Origin of the sequence: Paracoccus pantotrophus (assembly GCF_008824185.1) — a bacterium.
Taxonomy (GTDB): Bacteria; Pseudomonadota; Alphaproteobacteria; order Rhodobacterales; family Rhodobacteraceae; genus Paracoccus; species Paracoccus pantotrophus.
The window spans coordinates 207,687-221,267 of the sequence record NZ_CP044423.1 but is presented as its reverse complement, the minus strand read 5'-3'; the positions used below and the strand labels follow the sequence as shown (position 1 = coordinate 221,267).

Here is a 13,581-nt window from a genome sequence, read left to right as displayed (position 1 = left end):
CGGTGATGAACAGGACAGGCCAGATCCCCACCTCGTTGCGCGTCCTGACCGGCATGTCAACGGCGGTGCAATATCCGGCCACGCGGCGGAGTAAAATCCGGCCACGCGGCGGTGACCGGCGCCATGGCGCGCGCGCTTACCAGATAGCTGGCGCGTGCCATGGCGCATTGGCCCCTTGGGCCAAAACAGCACCATCTGATTTCAGGACTTTTGTTGCTGCTTTCGGGCAGTGCTGTTGGCGAGACGATAACTCTCGCCGTTCATCTCGAGGATGCTGACGTGATGGGTCAGCCTGTCGAGCAGTGCGCCGGTGAGGCGCTCGGAGCCGAAGGTCTCGGTCCATTCATCGAAGGGCAGATTGCTGGTAATCAAGGTCGCGCCGCGCTCGTAACGTTGCGAGATCAGCTCGAACAACAATTCGGCGCCGGTCTTGGACAGCGGCACAAAGCCCAGTTCGTCGATGATCAGCAACTTGTAACCGGCCATTTGCTTCTGAAAGCGAAGCAGACGGCGCTCGTCGCGGGCCTCCATCATCTCACTGACCAGGCTCGCGGCGGTGGTGAAGCCCACGGAGAGCCCCTTCTGACAAGCCGCCAGTCCGAGGCCAAGGGCGATATGCGTCTTGCCCGTGCCACTTGGGCCGAGGGCAATGACGTTCTCGCGACGGTCGATCCATTCGCAGCGGGCCAGTTCCAGCACCTGCATCTTGTTGAGCTTCGGAATGGCGCTGAAGTCGAAGCTGTCGAGGCTTTTGACCGCGGGGAATTTGGCGGCCTTGATGCGGCGCTCGACCATCCGCCGCTCCCGGTCAATCAGCTCCAGTTCGACGAGGCGGGCAAGGTAGCGGACATGGTCCATGCCTTCGGCCGCGCATTGCCGGGCCAGCTTCTGATGTTCGCGCAGGAATGTTGGCAGCTTCAGGGCCTTGAGGTGATGGGTGAGCAGGATTTCCGGGGCGTCGTTCATGCCGCGTCCTCTGCATCGCTCGACAGCAGCCGCATATAGGACCCGGGCCTGGTCTTATCGACTGTCGTCCGCGGCAGATAGGGATAGCAGTCCAGGTCCAGCCGGGGCGGACGGTGTTCAACACGGCAAAGCAGCAGGTGCTTTACGGCGTCAAAGCCGATCGCGCCCATCTGAAGCGCCTGCTTTACCGCGGCATGCAGGTCAGCCAGATCGAAGGTCTCGAGCAACCGCAGGACCTGGATGCTCGACGACGAGGCCTATGGCCTGAAATCGGACCTGCGGGACATGCTGCGCTTCCTGCGGATCAATCTGGGCGATGCGGATGTCGCGCCCGATCTGCGCGCGGCCGTGGCGCAGACCCATGCCGGCCAGACGGGGACGCGGCATTTCCAGCAGGCGATGATCTGGGAACGCTATCCCTGGCCGGTTTCCCGCGACCAACTGCTGGCCGGGAACGCGGCCGAGATGGTCATGGAAAGCCAGCCCGCCACGCCGCTGGACCCGCCCGATGCCTCCGATCATGCGGTGCTGTTCGGCAAGACCGGATCGACGAACGGTTTCGGCGGCTATGTCGCCTTCATCCCGGACGAGGATCTGGGTCTGGTCATCCTGGCCAATCGCAACTTCCCCAATCCCGCCCGCGTGGATGCCGGGCTGGCCCTGATCGGGGCCGTTCTGGAAACGGGACAGCGAAACCAGCCTTGATGTGTTCTTGGCCTTGCCACCCTTCGGACCGTATCGAAGGCAGGGCATATCAGTCGGAGCATGCAACGTCGAGGTCGAGCTTGCGCGAATGGCCGTAGGCCCCCATGACCAGCATGCCGAACTGCGCCTCATCCACCAGCTTGCCAAGCGCGGTTTCCGGCCGCCCCGGCAGGATCGCGGTCTCGGCCCTGATCCCGGCGGCCTGCAGGGAAGCCTTGGCATGCGCCAACCCCTTCAGTGCTTCGGACGTGGCGCTGCCGACCGTGACCACATGGATGTCCAGCCCCTGGAACAGCGGGCTGCGGGCGATGTGATCCACGGCCTTTACCGCCGAAACCCCGCCGTCATGGGCGACCGGCACCCTGGAAATCGGCCTCGATCTTGGCCAGCGCCTCGAGGAGAAGGTTGCTCTCGCGGTCTAGCCCCGCCATTCGGTCACCAGCATTTCCCTGAAACGCATGGCGGACGGCGACAACCTCGCGCCGCGTCGTTCGACAACCCCAATGGATCGCGTGACGATTGGATCGACAAGCTTGATCGTTGCGATCAACGGATGTTCCCGCTGCGGAGTGGCCAGCTTCGGCAGGACCGATATTCCCAACCCCGCCTCGACTAGCCCCAAGGAGGTCGAAAGATGGTTCACCTCATAGAACCAGTTTAACGCAAGTTGTTGATTTGCAACCGCCAGAGCGTGATCGAGCACCGCCCGATTCCCCGATTTCTTCGAGACCCCGATCAGGGGATGGCCCTGAAGAGCGGACCAAGGCAATGTCGACGTTGCCGCTAGAGGATGATCGCGGCGGCAGGCCAAGACAAACGGATCCTCCATCAACGGTGTAAATACCAGTTCCTCCCGCGAAGCACCGATAATGTTTATGCCGAACTCCACCTCGCCGTTCGCGACGGCATCCAGGCCTTCGTTTGCGGATAGGTCCATGATGCGAAACCTGATCCCGGGAAAACGCTGATTGAAGGTCTCGATCACACGCGGCAGGAAGTAAAACGCTGCGGTCGGGACTGATGCGAGCGTCACTTGCGCGCGATGACGGCCGCGCAGATCGCTGATCGACAGGATCGATTCCTCGAATTCATCCACCAGTCGCCTGACAAGAGGCATCAGTTCACGCCCGATCTGTGTGGGCGCGACACGTCTGGTTGTGCGTTCGATCAGCTGTGCTCCGACGGCTTCCTCGAAGGATTTGATCCTGCGCGAAAGCGCCGGCGTTGATAGGTTCAGGTGCCTTGCTGCCTCGCTGAACGAGGCAAATTCCAGCACGGCCAGAAAGGCACGCAGGTCCAAGAACTCGAAATTGTTCCGCATATCGCAACAATACTGCAACTCTTTGCAATTCACAACACAGTTCGATTGTAGCATTTGCAATCTCATGAGGTCGATGGAGAGACCTCGGAGGAGAATCGACGTGGACGATCAGATCCGCATTCCTTGCGTCATGATGCGCGGCGGCACCTCGAAGGGCCCGTTCTTCCTGCGCAGTGACCTGCCCAGCGACCCGCAGCAGCGCGATCAGTTGCTGATCGAGATCATGGGTTCGGGCCATCCGCTGCAGATCGACGGCATTGGCGGCGGCAACACACTGAGCTCGAAGGTGGCGATCGTCGGACCCGCCACGCGGGAGGGGGCCGATGTCGACTATCTCTTCGCGCAGGTGAACGTGCTGGAGCGGCTGGTGGACACGGGGCCGAACTGCGGCAACATGCTGTCGGCTGTCGGCGCCTTCGCCATCGAGCAGGGCTTGGTCGCAGCCGAGAACGGTGAGACCCGGGTGAAGGTTCACAACGTGAACACTGGCAAGATTATCGAGGCTCGGATCCAGACTCCGGGAGGCGAATTGCGCTATCAAGGCGATGCGCAGATCGACGGCGTGCCAGGCACGGCCGCGCCGGTCTATCTGGCGTTCCTGGAAGCCATAGGCGCGAAGACCGGAATGATGCTGCCCTCCGGCACCCCGCATGAGATCATCGACGGCATCCCAGTGTCGCTGATCGACGGCGCGACGCCGGTGGTGATCGCGCGGGCCGAGGCCTTTGGCCTGACCGGTTCGGAAAGCGCGGTCGAGCTGGACGCGAACCGCGATTTCATGACGAAGCTGGAGGAGATCCGCATCGAGGCCGGGCGCCGCATGGGCTTGGGCGGTGTGCGCGGCTCGGTCCTGCCGAAGCCGGTGCTGATCGGCGCGCCGAAGAACGGCGGCAGCCTGGCCGTGCGCTATTTCACGCCGCACACTTGCCACAGCTCGCTGGCGACGACCGGCGCGGTCTCGGTCGCGATCGCGGCCACCCTGCCCGACAGTATCGTGGGCACGGCGCTATCCGATCTGCGTTATCCGGCGGACCTGACGTTTGAACACCCGACCGGCCGCATGGACGTTCGCGTCGAACTGGATGAGGCGGCGGGCGGCGGGCCGATCGTCTTCGTGACCCGGACCTGCCGCCGCCTTTTCGAAGGCGCCGCGCTGGTGCACCGCAAAAACTGACACTCTCTGCGGCGTCGAGGAGGCGTCCGCGGCCCATTCAAACCCCTAGGGAGGAATTCAACATGATGAACTACACACGCCGCTTCATGCTTGGCGTTGCCGCGGCAACCATGACGCTGACCGCACTTCCGGCCATGGCGCAGGATTATCCGTCAAAGCCGGTCACCATAGTCGTGTCCTATGCGGCCGGCGGCGGCACCGACGCCATCGCACGCATCTTCGCCTCGCGCCTGGAGAAATCGCTGGGCGGGCGGGTGATCGTCGAGAACCGTCCCGGCGCCGCGGCCAACCTGGGCACCGATGTCGCCGCCAAGGCCCAGCCCGACGGCTATACCCTGCTGATCGGCAACCAGGGGCCGATGGTCGTGAACCCGCATATCTTCAAGCTGCGCAACGATCCGGTAGAGACGCTGGACCCGATCGCCATGATCGCCGATGCGCAACTGGTCGTCGTGGCGGGGCCCAACCTGCAGGTCGACACCATGCAGGCGTTGCTGGACAAGGCCAAGGAGGGCCAGCTTGTCTATGGTTCGGCCGGCAATGCCTCGGCCAGCCATGTCGCGACCCTGCTTTTGGGCCAGACCGCGGACGTGAAGCTGAAGCACGTTCCCTATAAGGGTGCGGGTCCGGCAATCAACGACCTCTTGGGCGGGCACGTCGATTTCATGGTGACCACCGTTCCCTCGGTGATCGGGCTGATCCAGGACGGCACGCTGAAGGCGCTGGCGGTGACCGGCAAGGAGCGCTTCCCGGGCCTGCCAGACGTGCCGACCGTCGCCGAAGCCGCGCTGCCGACCTATAGCGCAACGGCCTGGTATGGCCTGCTGGGTCCGAAAGGCCTGCCGCAGGACGTGCGCGACAAGCTGGCCGCCGCCACGCAGGAAACCCTGGCCGATCCGGCCTTCATCGAGAGCCTGAAGAAGGATGGCGGCGTGCCCTCGCACCTGGTCGGGCAGGACTTCGCCGATTTCATGGCCGCCGAACGTGCCCGCTGGGGCGAGGTGGTCAAGGCGGCCGACATCAAGGTGGAATAAGCCATGAGCCAAGCCCCAGAGATAATTCAGGTCGATCTTCCGGCCCATGAGCCGTCCCCGCCGCTGCCGCCCCCGTCCAGCCCCTGGCTGGGCCGGGAGCGGCTCGCCGGGCTCAGCCTGATCGGCCTCGGCCTGTTCGCGCTTTATGCCGGCGCCGACCTGCCCTTTGGGGGCGAGGGCGGTGTGGGCTCCGGACTTCTGCCGCGGTCGCTGTCGATCATCCTGATCGTGCTGGGGTTGGTGCAGATCGCCATCACCTGGAAGGACAGGCCGGAATCGACCGGCCGCTGGCCGATCCGTGACATGCTGCCGGTGCTGACCGGGGTCTTCCTGTTCGCGATCACCATTCGCGGTCACCACTTCGGTTCGTTCGAGGTGCCGGCGCTTGGCATGGCGGTGGCGACGCCGCTGGCGATCTTCCTGTCCGGCCTTGCCGCGAAGGATGTCCGCATCGGCGAGCTCCTGGCCTTCACCGTCATCCTGACCGTCGTCTGCGTGGCTTTGTTCCGCTATGCGCTGGGGCTTTCGCTGCCCGTGGCGCCCTGGTTGATCGGATACTGACATGATGGCCGTCATCGAACACCTGGGTCTGGGGCTTTCGGTCGCCGCCACCCTGCAAAACATATTCTTCTGCTTCATCGGCTGCCTGATCGGCACGCTGGTGGGCGTGCTTCCGGGCGTGGGTCCGGTGGCAACGATCTCGATCCTGCTGCCGGTCACCCTGTCCCTGGACCCGACCGGCGCGCTGATCATGCTGGCGGGCATCTATTACGGCGCCCAATACGGCGGCTCGACTACGGCGATCCTGGTCAACATCCCCGGCGAGGCCACGGCGGTCGTGACTGCCATCGACGGGCATGAAATGGCCAAGAAGGGGCAGGCCGGGCTTGCCCTGGGCCTGGCCGCTATCGGCTCGTTCATCGCGGGCACCGTGGCCACCGTCGTCATCGCTGCGCTGGCGACCCCGATGACCAGGCTGGGACTGCTGTTCGGGCCGGCCGAGTATTTCTCGCTGATGATCATGGGGCTGGTGCTGGCGGTCGTGCTGGCGCATGGCTCGCTGGTCAAGGCGCTGGCGATGATTGTCGCGGGCGTCCTGCTGTCCTGCGTCGGTGCAGACATGGAAACCGGCCGCGAGCGGATGACCTTCGACATCTACATGCTGACCGACGGGATCGAGTTCACCGTACTGGCGATGGGCATCTTCGGCTTCGGCGAGATCTTCAAGAACCTGGCCGACCCCGAAAAGCGCGACGTGATGCGCAACAAGATCGGCCGCCTGCTGCCGACGTTGGGCGAATTGCGCGAAAACCTTGGCGCGATCTTGCGCGGGACCGGCCTCGGTTCGATCCTGGGGGTGCTGCCGGGCAATGGCGCGATCCTGGCCCCCTTCGCCAGCTATGCGCTGGAAAAGCGCCTGTCGGACCGGCCGCAGGATTTCGGCACGGGCGTGCCGCAGGCGGTTTCGGGGCCTGAATCGGCCAACAACTCGGGCGCTCAGACCTCGTTCATCCCGCTGTTGACGCTCGGCATCCCGCCGAACGCGGTCATGGCGCTGATGGTCGGTGCGATGATGATCCAGGGCATCGTTCCGGGCCCGCAGGTCATCCAGAACAGCCCCGACCTGTTCTGGGGTCTGGTCGCCTCGATGTGGATCGGCAACCTGATGCTGGTCGTCATCAACCTGCCGCTGATCGGCCTGTGGGTGAAGCTGCTGAAGGTGCCGTATCGCCTGCTGTTCCCGGCCATCGTCGCCTTCTGCTGCATCGGCCTGTTCTCGATCTCGAACGACGGCGCGCAGGTGATCATGGCGGGTGTCATGGGCTTGGTGGGCTTCGCGCTCTACAAGCTGCAGTTCGAGCCGGCGCCGCTGGCCCTGGGCTTCGTGCTGGGCCGCCTGCTGGAAGAAAAGCTGCGCCAGGCGCTGATCATCTCGGACGGCGGCATGAGCACCTTCGTGACCTCGCCCTTGTCCGCCGCCCTGCTGCTGGTCGCCCTGATGGCGCTGGCCGTCGCCGTCCTGCCCTCGATGCGCAAGTCGCGCGACGAGATCTTTACCGACGCCTGAACTCTTGAAGCGCGGCCTTCGGGCCGCGTTTCCGTATCCCCCGTCCCAGACAATTCAGAATGACAGGAGGAACCTCATGGAGGTGACCGGAATGCTCACGGGTTCGCGTCTGCTGGCTCATGTCGGTTTCCCTACGACCGAAGTGCTTGGCCCTGATGCGTCCGAGGACGACATCCAGGCGCTGATCGACCGGCATGGGCTGGTCTTCGTCAAGCCCGTGTTTCGCGGCGGCGTCGGCAAGAAAGGCAAGGCCGGGCTGATCGGCAAGGCGCGCGACCTGCGCACCGCGCTGGCGGAAAAGGAGCGGCTTTACTTCGCCGAGCATCGCCACGGCAACGCCACCGCCAAGGCCAATGGCGTCACCTTCGAGGCGGGCATTCCGGCTGAACACGAGATCTATTTCTCGATCACCGACGACACGCGCTATCGCGCGCCGACCATGACCATCACCCACCGCGGCGGCGTCGATATCGAGGAACTGGACAGATCCGAGATCGCCTCGATCCCCTTCGACGCGCTGACCGGGCTGAAGGCCTTTGTCGTGGCGAACGCGCTGACCGATATCGGCGCCCCGAAAGAGGTGATCTCGCCGCTCGTCCAGCATCTGCCGAAGCTCTGGGAACTGATGCACCATTACGGCATGACCACGCTGGAATTGAACCCGATCCGCATGCGGCCGGGCAAGGATGGGCGGCTGACGCCCGTGGCCTGCGACTTCAAATGCGGCTTCGACCGCGACGATCCGCGCGTCGCGCGTCTGGGCCTGCCGCAGCATCTGTTCGCCGCCGACCTTTCCGAATTCGAGCAGGAGGTGAACCAGCTTCGCACCCATCAGGGCCAGTCGGATGTCTTCGTCGTCAACGAATTCGGCACCATCCTGGCCCCGACCTTCGGCGGGGGCGCGAACAGCCTTGTCACCGAGGTTCTGGGCGAAGCTGCGATCATCTCGTCGGATTTCGGCGGCAACCCGCCCTATGAGAAGATGAAATCGGTCGCGGCGATCTGCTATCGGCATTTCCTGGCGCAGACCAACGTGCTGTTCATCATCGGCGGCAAGTCGAACAACACCGACATTCACGAGACCTTCCGCGGCATGGGCGACGCGCTGCGCGAACACTTCGCCAAGCATGGCCCGGTGCCGCTTTACGTCGTCGTCGGGCGCGGCGGGCCGAACCTCGTGCGCGGCATGGGCAACCTTGCCGATACGCTGGACAGCCTGGGCGTGCCCTATCGCTTCTTCGGCTTCGACAGCGCGATTTCCGAGGTGGTGAACTATGCCAAGCGCATCGACGAGTGGATGCGCACCGGCGGGCGCGAGCAGATCGCCTGCTCGATGAATATCGCGGCCTGAAGGAGGCAGACATGAGACAGAAACCGATTTCCGGCCTGCCCTATTTCCTTGGCGTCGACCGGCTGGATGCCGTCGCCTCGCCCGAGGATCGGGTCTGCGTCCTGAACATCCTGGGCGGCGAAAGCCGCACCGTCACGCCCGTCAGCCATGCCTTTTCCGGCGGCAACGTGGTCTTCGGCACTTCGCCCGGCCGTTCGGGGCAGGTGCTGAAGACGCCGGCGGGCGGCATCCCGGTCTTCAACACCGTGCTGGAAGGCATCCGCGCCGGGCACGATTTCAACACCGGCGTGGTCTATCTGCCGCCTTCGGGTGTGCGCGATGGGGTGGCGGAACTGATCCGCGTGAACCCCGAGTTGAAAAAGATCGTCATCATCACCGAAAAGATCGCCGTTCATGACGCGCGCGAAATCCGGGCCATGGCGCAGGCCAATGGCATCGACATCATCGGCGGCAACTGCCTTGGCGTCGCCGACAGCTGGAACAAGGTCCGTATCGGCGGCGCGCTGGGCGGCGATCACCCCGAGGAATCGCTGGTCAAGGGCTCGGTCGCGGTGTTCTCGAACTCGGGTGGCTTCACCACCACCATCGCGCAATACCTGACCACGGCGGGTTGGGGCACCACCACGCTGATCTCGTCGGGCAAGGACGTCTATATCCAGTATGCGGCGCGGGATTTCGCACTGGCTTTCGCCAAGGACGACCGCAGCAAGGCGGGCGTCCTGTATGTCGAGCCGGGCGGTTATTACGAAAAGGACATCGACTGGCAAAAGCCGGTGGTGGCCTGCGTCGTCGGCCGCTGGAAGGCCAAGCTGACCCGCGCCGTGGGCCACGCGGGCGCCATGGCGGGCTCGGGCGACAGTGCCGAGGACAAGGAACTCTGGTTCATGGAAGCCTTTGACGTGGACGGGATCTATACGTCTGAGACGCCGCATGTCTCGGCCAAGGGCGCGCTGGTCACCAATATCGCCGATATTCCGGCGGCGCTGACGGCGGTGATGGCGTTGAACGATATCCAGCCCGATTTTGCGCCGCGCGGCTCTCTGTCGCTCAAGCCATGGATTGCTAACGATCAGGGGCTGCAGCTGCCTCCAGACCTGGCGCAGCCGGTCGTCACGGCGCCCGCGCCCTATGACGCGCAGATCGCGGCGCTGTCGGACCAGATCGGCGCGGTGATCGCACGGCAGTCGATGAAGGACACCTCGGGTGCCTCGCAGATGGACCCCAAGACCCAGGTGACCAGTGTGCATGGCCACCGCGTGCTGGACCTTGCGTTGCAGCCGCTGGAGGCGATGTTCGCCCTGCCGCTGGTGCATGAGCTTGCCGATGCCCATGATCGCGCCATGCTGGATGTGGCCGTCGCGGCCGAGGTGAACCTGATCGGCGATCCGATCCTGCTGGCAGCCGATGCCGCGCGGGACGCCGGAAACTCGCCCAACACCGTGATGTCGGTCGCCGCAGCCATCACCGGGCCAAAGCGGGTCGAGCGGGCCTTGGCCTGTGCCCGTGCGCTGATTGCGCTGTTCGCGCAGTCCGGCCTGCGCGATGGGCGGGACGAGAGCTTCGACCTGTCGAAGATCGAAGTCGACGACCAGACCCGTGCCCTGTTCCTGGCCACTCCGGACGAGGCCGACGACCCCCGTCCCGAGGCCATGCTGGCCGCGATCGAGGCGCGTGGCGGCAAGTCGGTCTTCCTGCGATTCCTGCTGGGCTTTGGCGAAAGGTTGTCGCGCGACGCGATCCTGGCCGCGATCACCACGACCATCGCCTGGGGGCCACTTGCCAGAAAGCGCATCAGCCGCCTGACCGCCGAGACCCTGCCCTGGTATATGCGGCTTTACGGCGTCATGGTCGGCGCGACCATTCCGGGCAGGCATCACCAGCCGGGCAGCCTGTGGGGCATCCCGCGCGAAGAGCGTTTCTCGCGCTGGACCATGGCTGATATCTGCTGTCTCGCCATGACCGGCAAGAAGCCTGACCCGACCGAGGCGCTTTATGTGCAGATCCTGATCGGCTTGCTGATCTCAAACGGGCCAGGGTCGATCACGGCGCAGGGCGCCAAGGGCGCGGTTTCGGCCGATGGGCCGCAGACGCCGGACCGGGTCCAGATCAACAAGGCCATGGCCGGTTTTCTGACCCATTCCGGCTACAGCCACGGCGGCAACGGATTCGAGGGCATGGCCTTCCTGCTGGATCAATTCCGCGACAAGGGGCTGAAGGATCCGACCGATCCGAACCACGGGCTGGACCTGACCGGGATGGCACGCGACTTCGCCCTGGCCTATAAGCGCGACAAGGCGACGGCCAAGGAACTGGGGACCGAGGTTCGCGCCTTGCCGGGGGTCCATCACCCGATCTTCAAGGGCAAGCCCGAGAATTTCGACCCGCGCGAACGTTTCATCGCGCAGTTCATGGAAGAACGCGGCGAATACAACATTTTTCACCACTTCTATCGCGAGCTGGTGCGCCAGCTTTATGATGTGGGGGCCAGCCGTTATGTCTTCTGCGTCAATGTCGATGCGATCATCGCGGCGCTGCTGCTGGCAGTGCTGTGGAAGGACTACCAGGCCGGCAGGATGACCGACGCCAATCTGGAGACTGCGGCCTTCACCATCTTCCTGTTCGGACGGATGATCGGCGCTGCGGCCGAGATCGACGATCATCTGAACCGCGGCCGCAACATGGACACCCGCACCCCGGCATCAGGTTGCAAGCACGTCGTGTAGCAACGGGAGGCGGGCATACCGCATCCTCCGGTAGTGTAAGAATTCGGTGTGATTTTGAGGGGGTGGGTGCGGGTGGCCTTCGCTCCGAAGGTCGGGATCGAGGGCGGCATCAAGGTTGACTCTGTGGACGAACTGATGGGCAAGCACCTTCATGAAGGCGCACCGCACCGCGACCAGCCTTCGAAAAAGGGGGATCGTCCGCGGGCGATCAGGCGCACGAAAGGTGGCCTGAACTCCAAACTGCACATGCTCAGCGACGGCAAAGGACGCCCACTAGACTTCTTCCTCTCCCCTGGCCAGATGGCCGACAGCCGGGGTGTCCTCGTGCTAATGCGCCATCTGCCGACAGCCAGGCGCTTTCTGGGTGACAAGGCTTATGATGCCGACTGGCTGCACGACGACCTCAAGGATCGCGGCATCCGCCCCTGCATCCCGCCTAGGGTCAGGATTCATAACCAATAAATGACGGTTGCCGCGAGCGCGATGGCCGAGAGGAAGACCTTCGGGCATCTGTCGTATCGGGTTGCCACGCGCCGCCAGTCCTTGAGCCTGCCAAACATGATCTCGATGCGGTTGCGCCGCTTGTATCGGCGCTTGTCGTATTTGACCGGTGTCTTGCGCTGCTTTCGGCCGGGGATGCAGGCTCGTATCCCCTTGTCCTGCAAGGCTTCCCGGAACCAGTCGGCGTCATAGCCGCGATCCCCGAGCAGCCAATCGACCTTTGGGAGGCTGCTGAGCAACGCCCGCGCCCCGATGTAGTCGCTGACCTGCCCTGCGGTGACGAACAGGTCGAGCGGTCGGCCCTGGCTGTCACAGATGGCATGCAGCTTCGTGTTCATGCCGCCCTTGGTCCGGCCGACGAGGCGTCCACGCCCCCCTTTTTCACGGCCAAGCTGGTCGCGGTGCGGTGCGCTTTCAGATAGGTCGCGTCGATCATCACGGTCTTTTCCTCGCCGTGGTCGGCGGCCAGCCCGATCATCATCCTGGCGAAAATGCCTTTCTCGCTCCAACGCTTCCACCGGCTGTAGAGCGTCTTGTGCGGCCCATACTCCCTGGGGGCATCTCGCCAGCGCAAACCATTGCGATTGATGAAGATAATCCCGCTTAGAACACGCTTGTCATCGACGCGTGGCTTGCCGTGCGACTTCGGGAAGAAAGGGGCAAGCTTGGTCATCTGCTCGTCGGTCAGCCAGTACAGGTCGCTCATGTCACCGCTCCGTTTTCCGAGCCGTGAATCACGTAGCACACTGAAAATCAATGCATCCTGACCCTAGAGAATAAGGCGTTCCAGACGCGCCTTCATCCCTGCCGCGACCTTGAAACTGTCGTCCTGATGCTGCTTGCGGCAGAACAACTCGCCGCTCCACCAGCCCACATAGCCCGTCGCCTTCACCGCATCCACCCATTCCTGAAGGTTCAGCACGCCACCGCCGGTGGGCACGTCGCGCAGCACCGCCTCGTCCGGGATGCCGCCGTCGTGGCGCAGCGAATCGCAGACATGCACGCCATAGATCGCATTCCTTTCGATCCGCGCGATCCGCTCGGGCGTATCCCCCGAGACATAGCAATGCCAGAAATCCACCACTATCTTCATATTGCTCCGCCCCGCCCGGTCGATCAGCTCCAGCTGGTCCGAGACGGTGTTCAGCGGACACCAGCCAAGCGCCTCGAAGTAAAGGATCAGCCCCCTCTCGGCGGCCATGTCGGCCAGCCGGGCCAAGTTGCGGGCGGTGATCCGCATCTGCTCGTCACGGGACAGGCCAAGGACGCCGGAATAGCCGGTCACCGGCCGGCCAGCGGCATGCGCCCTGACCGTGGCGACCGAGACCGGACCGGTGATCGCCTGCACGGCCTTCGCCCCCGCGATCTGCGCCAGATGGAAAAGCTCGGCGGCATCCCGCCACAGCGATTCTTCGGCCCCGCCATGCCGCTCGATATCCATCAGGAAGCCGGTGCCCGGAATGTCGTAACCGCGCAGGCGCTCGGCCAGGTCGGCCTCGGTCCATCCGGCGGCAAGGAAGGCGCGCATCTTGGCGGCGGAGATCTCGATGCCGTCATAGCCCAGATCGGCGGCGATCTTCAGGTCCATCGCCATGGGTGCGTCCTTGGCGATCAGGGAATGGAGGACGATTGTCTGGCGTTCGGCGGACATGGGTTTTCCTTTCCTAGGATATACGGAGTTTCCGCGCGAGCCGCCGCCCCGGCAATTGCGCAGTCCGACGAATTCTTGCGCAACCTG

Annotated in this window: 12 protein-coding genes and 2 pseudogenes; 8 read left to right on the top strand and 6 right to left on the bottom strand. The window is 64.1% G+C overall.

The features are described 5' to 3' along the window. Positions 1-201 precede the first annotated feature (201 nt). On the bottom strand, positions 202-966 hold the full coding sequence (gene istB / locus ESD82_RS01040) for an IS21-like element ISPve1 family helper ATPase IstB (RefSeq protein ID WP_114669629.1): 765 nt from the start codon (positions 964-966) through the stop codon (positions 202-204). Next, positions 963-1,208 (bottom strand): annotated as a pseudogene (locus tag ESD82_RS01035) (IS21 family transposase); the annotation flags it as partial. The gene istB and the pseudogene ESD82_RS01035, both read right to left, overlap by 4 nt. On the opposite strand from ESD82_RS01035, the gene ESD82_RS01030 reads away from it, so the two are divergent. Further along, positions 1,207-1,671, top strand: coding sequence for a serine hydrolase (locus ESD82_RS01030; RefSeq protein ID WP_147428456.1), 465 nt, complete (start codon positions 1,207-1,209; stop codon positions 1,669-1,671). The pseudogene ESD82_RS01035 and the gene ESD82_RS01030 overlap by 2 nt on opposite strands. 49 nt (positions 1,672-1,720) lie before the next feature. Here ESD82_RS01030 and ESD82_RS01025 read toward each other — a convergent pair whose 3' ends face one another. After that, complete coding sequence (locus ESD82_RS01025; protein WP_244314477.1) at positions 1,721-1,990, bottom strand: universal stress protein; 270 nt, start codon at positions 1,988-1,990, stop codon at positions 1,721-1,723. A gap of 99 nt (positions 1,991-2,089) precedes the next feature. Beyond that, positions 2,090-3,046 carry a LysR family transcriptional regulator gene (locus ESD82_RS01020; protein ID WP_244314476.1) on the bottom strand — a complete coding sequence of 319 codons (957 nt, stop codon included), beginning with the start codon at positions 3,044-3,046 and terminating at the stop codon, positions 2,090-2,092. Between the two features lie 46 nt (positions 3,047-3,092). Between ESD82_RS01020 and ESD82_RS01015 the strand changes: the two genes are divergently transcribed. The 7 genes and pseudogenes from ESD82_RS01015 to ESD82_RS00985 all read left to right on the top strand — a co-directional run. Continuing rightward, complete coding sequence (locus ESD82_RS01015; RefSeq protein ID WP_074991330.1) at positions 3,093-4,166, top strand: 4-oxalomesaconate tautomerase; 1,074 nt, start codon at positions 3,093-3,095, stop codon at positions 4,164-4,166. A gap of 62 nt (positions 4,167-4,228) precedes the next feature. Next, positions 4,229-5,200 (top strand): Bug family tripartite tricarboxylate transporter substrate binding protein, encoded by a 972-nt coding sequence (locus ESD82_RS01010; RefSeq protein ID WP_244314475.1) that lies wholly within the window; start codon positions 4,229-4,231, stop codon positions 5,198-5,200. A 3-nt stretch (positions 5,201-5,203) separates the two neighbouring features. Continuing rightward, complete coding sequence (locus tag ESD82_RS01005; protein ID WP_147428458.1) at positions 5,204-5,761, top strand: tripartite tricarboxylate transporter TctB family protein; 558 nt, start codon at positions 5,204-5,206, stop codon at positions 5,759-5,761. Position 5,762: 1 nt separating this feature from the next. Next, entirely contained in the window at positions 5,763-7,268 is a 1,506-nt protein-coding gene (locus ESD82_RS01000; protein WP_074991326.1) for a tripartite tricarboxylate transporter permease, read from the top strand. A 76-nt stretch (positions 7,269-7,344) separates the two neighbouring features. Then, positions 7,345-8,619 carry an ATP-grasp domain-containing protein gene (locus ESD82_RS00995; RefSeq protein ID WP_147428460.1) on the top strand — a complete coding sequence of 425 codons (1,275 nt, stop codon included), beginning with the start codon at positions 7,345-7,347 and terminating at the stop codon, positions 8,617-8,619. A gap of 11 nt (positions 8,620-8,630) precedes the next feature. Continuing rightward, a complete protein-coding gene (locus ESD82_RS00990; protein ID WP_147428462.1) occupies positions 8,631-11,342 on the top strand; it encodes a CoA-binding protein in 2,712 nt (903 codons plus the stop codon). 142 nt (positions 11,343-11,484) lie between these two features. Beyond that, a pseudogene (locus ESD82_RS00985) lies at positions 11,485-11,789 on the top strand (transposase); the annotation flags it as partial. Positions 11,790-11,791: 2 nt separating this feature from the next. Here the strand turns inward: ESD82_RS00985 and ESD82_RS00980 are convergent. Both ESD82_RS00980 and ESD82_RS00975 read right to left on the bottom strand, forming a co-directional pair. Further along, positions 11,792-12,549 (bottom strand): IS5-like element IS1248A family transposase gene (locus tag ESD82_RS00980; RefSeq protein ID WP_114669439.1). Its coding sequence is split into 2 segments (ribosomal slippage): positions 11,792-12,228 and positions 12,228-12,549, totalling 759 coding nucleotides; the frame shifts between segments, so codons are not numbered across the junction. A 63-nt stretch (positions 12,550-12,612) separates the two neighbouring features. Then, complete coding sequence (locus ESD82_RS00975) at positions 12,613-13,494, bottom strand: sugar phosphate isomerase/epimerase family protein (RefSeq protein WP_085502671.1); 882 nt, start codon at positions 13,492-13,494, stop codon at positions 12,613-12,615. Between the last annotated feature and the right edge of the window lie 87 nt (positions 13,495-13,581).

Excerpts from the sequence above, each read along its gene's own strand:
- istB (WP_114669629.1), bottom strand. The coding sequence starts at position 966 with ATGAACGACGCCCCGGAAATCCTGCTCACCCATCACCTCAAGGCCCTG.
- ESD82_RS01010 (WP_244314475.1), top strand. The coding sequence starts at position 4,229 with ATGATGAACTACACACGCCGCTTCATGCTTGGCGTTGCCGCGGCAACC.
- ESD82_RS00990 (WP_147428462.1), top strand. The coding sequence starts at position 8,631 with ATGAGACAGAAACCGATTTCCGGCCTGCCCTATTTCCTTGGCGTCGAC.
- ESD82_RS01005 (WP_147428458.1), top strand. The coding sequence starts at position 5,204 with ATGAGCCAAGCCCCAGAGATAATTCAGGTCGATCTTCCGGCCCATGAG.
- ESD82_RS00995 (WP_147428460.1), top strand. The coding sequence starts at position 7,345 with ATGGAGGTGACCGGAATGCTCACGGGTTCGCGTCTGCTGGCTCATGTC.
- ESD82_RS01030 (WP_147428456.1), top strand. The coding sequence starts at position 1,207 with ATGCTCGACGACGAGGCCTATGGCCTGAAATCGGACCTGCGGGACATG.
- ESD82_RS01020 (WP_244314476.1), bottom strand. The coding sequence starts at position 3,046 with ATGCTACAATCGAACTGTGTTGTGAATTGCAAAGAGTTGCAGTATTGT.
- ESD82_RS00975 (WP_085502671.1), bottom strand. The coding sequence starts at position 13,494 with ATGTCCGCCGAACGCCAGACAATCGTCCTCCATTCCCTGATCGCCAAG.
- ESD82_RS01000 (WP_074991326.1), top strand. The coding sequence starts at position 5,763 with ATGATGGCCGTCATCGAACACCTGGGTCTGGGGCTTTCGGTCGCCGCC.